The organism is Chamaesiphon sp. OTE_75_metabat_556 (assembly GCF_031378165.1).
Classification (GTDB): Bacteria; Cyanobacteriota; Cyanobacteriia; order Cyanobacteriales; family Chamaesiphonaceae; genus Chamaesiphon.
Genome location: NZ_JANNDR010000308.1, coordinates 1 through 7,066, shown reverse-complemented (window position 1 = coordinate 7,066; position 7,066 = coordinate 1). Strand labels below are relative to the sequence as shown.

The 7,066-nt window shown below is 47.8% G+C and carries 5 protein-coding genes; 1 reads left to right on the top strand and 4 read right to left on the bottom strand.

All coding sequences use genetic code 11. The features are described from left to right. Positions 1-349 precede the first annotated feature (349 nt). The 4 genes from RMO27_RS12455 to RMO27_RS12440 all read right to left on the bottom strand — a co-directional run bounded on the left by RMO27_RS12455 (position 350) and on the right by RMO27_RS12440 (position 5,393). Entirely contained in the window at positions 350-535 is a 186-nt protein-coding gene (locus RMO27_RS12455; protein WP_309732901.1) for a hypothetical protein, read from the bottom strand. Positions 536-777: 242 nt separating this feature from the next. Then, on the bottom strand, positions 778-2,646 hold the full coding sequence (locus RMO27_RS12450) for a ribonuclease J (RefSeq protein ID WP_396133695.1): 1,869 nt from the start codon (positions 2,644-2,646) through the stop codon (positions 778-780). A gap of 664 nt (positions 2,647-3,310) precedes the next feature. Further along, a complete protein-coding gene (dapA, locus tag RMO27_RS12445; RefSeq protein WP_309732899.1) occupies positions 3,311-4,225 on the bottom strand; it encodes a 4-hydroxy-tetrahydrodipicolinate synthase in 915 nt (304 codons plus the stop codon). Between the two features lie 142 nt (positions 4,226-4,367). Beyond that, positions 4,368-5,393 (bottom strand): aspartate-semialdehyde dehydrogenase, encoded by a 1,026-nt coding sequence (locus RMO27_RS12440; RefSeq protein ID WP_309732897.1) that lies wholly within the window; start codon positions 5,391-5,393, stop codon positions 4,368-4,370. A 472-nt stretch (positions 5,394-5,865) separates the two neighbouring features. On the opposite strand from RMO27_RS12440, the gene tig reads away from it, so the two are divergent. Beyond that, on the top strand, positions 5,866-7,066 hold a 1,201-nt coding region (gene tig / locus RMO27_RS12435), incomplete at its 3' end, for a trigger factor (RefSeq protein WP_309732895.1).

Genomic DNA, 7,066 nt, shown 5'->3' with positions numbered 1-7,066 from the left:
CTCTGCTGCTGACTTTATGGCAGATCTAGATCTGTTATGAATCTAGTTTGGAGTCCAGCATTTAGTCGTGCTGTCAAAATTAGTTCCTAATCGTCCCACACTAGTGCTTCATAACCCCTATCGAGCTGGAAAAATATCATTCCTACTCCAGATCATCAAAACAGCCCTACCAGTAAAGGCAAGGCGATTCGATGGGGTTAAAGCGAGGATTGTCGTTCAGCTCCGCTGCCGGACGATCGCTAACACGATCTGAAAAAATTCTCGATCTCTGCGGTTGCTTAGGGAAGTATCGATCGTGCTATCTCACCAAGCATTCGTGTCTTAGCGAGATAGAACGATCTCTCATTCTTCAAGACACACAATCACGTTCCTTGGCCGTTAGCTTCTGTCTCAGGTACTCGGCTTTCAACCAATTCATTGATATCGTCGTTGGTGATTCACCCATGAATCTAGTCAAAGCAGCGAAGTAGCTTTGTTGTCGGGATGGATTGATTTGTAAGTATGTTTGGGCGAGTTTCACATAGTCCGCAGGCATATGCTTTTTGGTGAGTCGAGCGAGAATAGATAGATACGCGCATATTATCATGGATAAGTGACTGATGAGAGTGTGATATCGATCGCTTTTTTCAAAATTAGTTGGTTCCGAATTATCCCTAACATCATAGAAATGACAACCTGCTACAAAAAGAGGGTAGCAGCAACCCGATCTTGCTACTACCCTCTTTTTGTGACTAAATTGTGGCGATTAACTAATTTCCAGTAGAGCTGAATAAAAATCTACGATCCAACTTTGGCAGTCGAACGTTGTTTGCGACGACCGATGGGAGCTGGAGTCGAACTATGACTCGCACCAGCACTAGCCCCAGCACCAACAGCGATCTTCGCTGGATTTTTAGTCGTACCATCTTCAGGTGTCTGCATCATCAACACCAATAGCGGACGACTTTGGAGTTCGCGCCGGACTAACCGTTGGAGTGCCGATTCTAGTTCGATCTGTAGTCCAGTCCAGTCTACATCGAGCTGACCGGATTCAAATGTGCGTGCAAACCGATCCCAGCGATCGATCAGACAATTTTCGATCGTTTTTTGGATCAAAGCTGCAATTAGTGATTGTTCGACAGCGGTGACGACACCACGGAGATTGACCTGTGGTTTGACCATCATTTTACCATCGAGACCGATCGCCAAGGCGACAGTGACGACACCATCGCCAGCGAGCTGTTTGCGTTCTTCCATCACCTGGGTTTGGTCGTGGACGATCCCAGCGTTATCGACGAGTTGGATTCCTGATGGGACTTTGCCAGCTTTACCGATGCTATTTTCGGTGAGTTCGACGATGTCACCATTGTCGATGATCACCATATTCTCGGCGGGAATGCCCGTGCTTTGAGCGGTTTGGGAGTGCTTGATCAGCATCCGGTGTTCGCCATGAACGGGGATGAAGTACTTGGGACGAGTCAGACTCAGCATCAATTTCTGGTCTTCTTGACAACCGTGTCCAGAAACGTGAATTCCTTTGTCGCGACCGTAGATGACATTAGCACCCTGCATCATCAATTTGTCGATCGTGTTGACAACCGCGATCGTGTTACCAGGAATCGGGTTCGCTGAGAAGATAATCGTATCGCCTTTACGAATCCGCACTTGGCGATGTTGACCGTTAGCAATCCGCGTCATGGCGGCGAGGGTTTCACCCTGGGAGCCAGTAGTCAGTACCAATACTTTATCATCGGGAAGATGATTAGCCGATTGCAGTGGCTCAAACACATCATCGGGACAGTTAATATAACCCAAGTTCCGCGCGTGAGCGATCACGTTGAGCATCGATCGACCGACGACGCAGACTTTGCGATTGTACTTCATCGCTAGTTCGATCGTCATGTTGATCCGGTGAACGGAGGAGGAGAAGGTGGTCACCATCACGCGACCTTTGGCTAGAGAAATAAACCGATCGAGGTTGGGGAAGACCGAACGCTCGGAAGGAGTGAAGCCAGGGATTTCGGAGTTGGTGGAATCACTGATCAAACACAGCACGCCTTTTTCACCATGTTCGGCGAGTTTGGCGTAGTCATAAGCCTCACCATCGACGGGAGTATGGTCGAATTTGAAGTCGCCAGTATGGATGACCACGCCAACAGGAGTGTGTAACGCAATCGTAAAGCTATCGGCGATCGAGTGAGTATTGCGGATAAATTCGACAAAGAAGGATTCGCCAATGCGGACGATATCGCGGGGGGCGACGGTTTTAATTTTCGTGCGATCGGCAACGCCCGCTTCTTCTAATTTACCTTGCAGCAACGCCATCGCCAGACGCGGGCCATAGATGACGGGAATATCAAATTGTTTGAGGTGATAGGGGATGCCACCGATGTGATCTTCATGTCCATGGGTGACGATCATCCCTTTGATTTTATGTTGATTTTCCCGTAGATAGGTCATATCTGGTAGGACGATATTGATGCCGTGCATCCCATCAGTAGGGAATGCTAAACCCGCATCTAGCAACAAAATTTCATCATTAATCTCAAAGACGCAGGTGTTTTTACCTATTTCATGTAAACCACCGAGCGGAATGATTTTGAGGGTGGGTTGGTTGGGATTTTTAGCAGGCATCGAGGTGGTGGATGATTTTAGAATTGGACTCATTTAGATAAACTTAGCTAATTTGGATAAATTTTAGACAAGACTGATTTTTTCGACCCCTCACTCGGCAGTAACTAACTTCGTTAGTTGTTTGGCCTGTGGTTTGAAATCGAGAAATATTTGAAAGCTATGGTAGCAATATTAAGAGAGCGAGAATGTACGGGCCGCCTGATCGGAATTTCTAGTCGAAGATCGGTCGTAAATGGCGGTAACACCATACTCTCAACAAAAGATAGATCGGGTAATCTACAAAACTATGCGCTAGAAATTTGCACTGGCTGTTATTAAACTAACTGAATGTTTGGCGATTGAGACTTAGATAAATCGGACTCAATCTCAGATCTGGTGGCTGCGGACGGATCAGAGTTCGATCTGCTTTAACTCTCTGGTCTGATGACAATGATTATGCTGCTAACTTGTCAAGTTCTAACCGAGCAGCTTCTGAATTTCTGGGCATTTTTCCTCGTTATCTTAGTTGTATCATAATATCGTCAACGGGTCAATCGATCGCTCATCAATTATTCCTTTCGATTGCGGTGATGACCATTTCAAATCGCTAGCGCGCTCGGTTCGAGGCTGTTGACGAAAGTATCGGAACGAGCATCAAATCGCGGCGATCTCTGCGGCTATACTGGCAAATGGATCGGCGTTAGGGCGACCGCATTTTTCAAGCCTGAGTTTGGATGTCTATAGTCGTACCGATTAATCCTTGGTGTTGAAGTAGCTGCTGAAGCTGTGGTAATGACTCGATCGGTAATTCACACAAAGGTAATCTGAGTGCACCGACTTCCCAGCCTTGCAATTTGAGTGCTGCTTTGATCGGCATGGGGTTGGGTGCAAAAAATAATCCTTTGAATAGCGGTAGCAGTTTGATGTGAATCTTTGTTGCTAGCTGATTGTGACCGGAGGCAAACGCCGCAATCATTTCCTGAATTTGATTTCCGACCAAATGGCTGGCCACACTGACTACTCCAGTGCCGCCTACAGACAGGATCGGCAATGTCAAAGAGTCGTCGCCCGAATAAATCGCAAAATCTGGTGGGGTGAGGCTGCGGATCTGACTAGCTATATCTAGATTACCCGTAGCTTCCTTAATTGCAACGATTCCGTCTAATTTTGCTAACTTAGCGATCGTCTCTGGTTCTAACTGTTGTCCGGTGCGTCCGGGGATATTGTACAGCATCATCGGCAAGTCGCACGCAGCAGCGATCGCGGCAAAGTGCTGATACAAACCACTCTGGGGGGGTTTGTTATAGTAGGGGACGACTTGTAAACTCCCATCTACTCCTAGTTTAGCAGCTTTTTGAGTAGCTTCGATCGCTTCACTAGTCGAATTCGACCCCGTCCCCGCAATTACTTTCGCTTTACCAGCGACGGCCGATTGGACGACTTGAAATAGCTGGTACTCCTCGTCCCAACTCAGCGTTGGCGATTCCCCAGTCGTGCCGCAGACGACAATCCCATCCGAACCATTTGCCGCTAGGTACGCGGCTAATCTCTCTGCCTCGGCATAGTGGACGTGTCCTTCTGAGTCGAAAGGCGTAACCATTGCGGTGATAACTCGTCCGAAATCGATTGTCATATGAGGGGGGAGGGGGAGCGGGGGGAAATATAGATGAGGATCTGTAGGGGAGGGTTTATGCTACAGATGCCGCTTGAACTAGAAATTTAATTCAAACCCGCCCTTCCCCACCAATGATATTTGAGTATGTTACTACAATTTGCTATTTCCGCTTGAGCCAATTTTTCTCAATCAACAATTCGGCAATTTGGACGGCGTTGAGGGCGGCACCTTTGCGGATTTGATCGCCACAGAGCCACAATTCTAACCCATTGGCATGGGAGATATCTGTGCGGATGCGTCCGACTAAGACTTCATCTTTACCCGAAGCGTCGATCGGCATCGGAAAATAATTAGCCTGCCAGTCTTCGACCAATTTTACACCAGGAGCTGTGGCCAGAATCGATCGAGCGAGATCGGGATCGAAGGGGCTGGCAAATTCCAGGTTAATCGCTTCTGAGTGGGCGCGGAGGACAGGTACGCGGATGCAGGTGGCAGTCACGCGCAGATCTGGCGTCCCGAAAATCTTCCGAGTCTCGTTGACCATTTTTAGCTCTTCCTCGCAATACCCAGTTTCATCGATCGGGGTATTGTGCGGAAATAAATTAAAAGCTAACGGATAAGGGAAAATTTCCGGTTTGGGTGGTTTGCCATCTAAGATATCCCGACTTTGAGTTTCGACTTCCGCCATCGCTCTGGCACCCGCACCGCTGGCAGATTGATAAGTTGCCGCGACGATCCGTTGAATCGGTTGAATTTGGTGGAGCGGATAGATCGCCACTGCCATCAGGATCGTGGTGCAATTGGGGTTGGCAATAATTCCCTGATGCTGGGCAGCCGCTGCGGGATTGACCTCTGGAATTACTAAAGGCACATCCGCCTGCATCCGAAAGGCACTAGAATTATCGATGACTACCGCGCCAGCAGCCACGGCTTTAGGTGCCAATGCTTTGGAGGTCGAGCCGCCAGCCGAGGCCAAGACGATATCGATGCCTTCAAACGATCGATCTCCCACTGTCTCAACCGTAATTTCCGTACCTTTGAACTTTAATTTCGTACCTGCTGATTTAGGCGACGCAAACAGCTTGAGTTCGGCAATGGGAAAATTACGCTGGGCAAGTAATTCGATTAATTCTGTCCCAACGGCACCTGTTGCGCCTAAGATTGCAACGCGATATAAATCGGCCAAGAAAGCTGCCTCCACTGATAATGTTGATGATTTTAAACTAAGGAGAGGACTTACCACTAAAAACTTGTGGGCATCCTGAGATCGGATGTGGCGATCGGCTGACGACTGAAGTTGGCTATCGTTGTTAACCGATCCACATCCAACCTCATCCTGACTACAAACATAGTTTTCAGATCTTGACTCAATCTCAAATTCTAAATACTTAATCTTTAAATACTTAATACCTAACGGCAATGTACTATCATCAAGTAGATGAATCTTGTAGATAAACTGCGCATTCTGATTAAGTTATGCGACTATAACCATCTGCTTTAGGCAGTGGGATTGCAGTTAGATTCGATCGCTTGCAGCACGCCAAGTCAAACTGCAAGCTATCCTGAATAATCTCACTGGCTATAGCGTTAGCATATCATAATTAGGCGATCGCCCAGCCCTTACATCTCACCATTGACTGTTGTTAGACATACATATCATGAAAGTTACCCAGGAAAAACTCGAACAAAGCCGGATTGGTTTAGAGATTGAAGTTACCGGAGACCAAACGACTAAATATTACGAACAGGCCATCAAAAACCTGACGACAAATGCCAACATTCCTGGGTTCCGCAAAGGAAAAATCCCTCGGCAAGTAATCTTACAACGGATGGGTCAAGCACAGGTGAAAGCCATGGCTCTCGAAGCTTTGCTCGAACCAGCGATTAATGAAGCCATCAAGCAAGAAGCAGTACCCGCGATCGGTAATTACCAAATTACGTCCAATTTTGACGAACTCTTGCAAAAATATGTCCCCGGCCAAATTTTGACGTTTGGGGCGACGGTAGATGTCCCGCCAGCAGTCAGTTTGGGTACTTATACCGGATTGAGTGTCACCGCCGAAGAAATCGTCTACGACCCCGCCCAAGTTGCAGATTTTATCGATGGCCAACGTCGCGAAAAAGCGACGACGATTCCCGTTGTCGGTCGTCCGGCCAAACTCGATGACATTGCTGTAGTGGACTATAGCGGCAAACTCCCCGATGGTACCGAAATTAGCGGCGCGCAGGCGGAAGATTTTGATATCGAGCTGTCGGAAGGGAAATTTATTGCCGATCTGGTGAATGGGATTGTCGGCATGAGTGTCGGCGCGACGCGGGATGTCGAAGTAGTCTTTCCCGCAGATTACCCGCGCGAAGATTTGGCCGCCCAACCAGCAATTTTTCATGTCGTCCTCAAAGATCTCAAAGAGCAGGAATTACCAGCCTTAGACGATGACTTCGCCAAGGAAGCTAGCGATTTTGACACCCTCGTTGAGTACCAAGCCTCGATCGCGACGCGCTTCCAAGAGCAAGCTCAAAAATCTACCGACCAGAATATTATCAATGCGATCGAAACCGCATTGATTGAAGTTGCCCAAGCAGATCTACCCGAAACCCTGATCGAGCGGGAGACGATGAATATCCTCAACCAAATGGCCAATCAATTCAGCCAATATGGGATGGATGTCAATAAACTCTTCACGCGGGAAACCATTCCCAAAATGAAAGAAAATTGTCGGACTGATGCGATTACCAATCTCAAGCAGCAACTCGCGATCGCGGAAATTGCCAAGAAAGAGGGGATTGTCGTCACGGATGAGGCAATTGCTGCCAAAATGTCCGAAGTTATTCCTCAATTAGCTGGTGAAAATATCGATG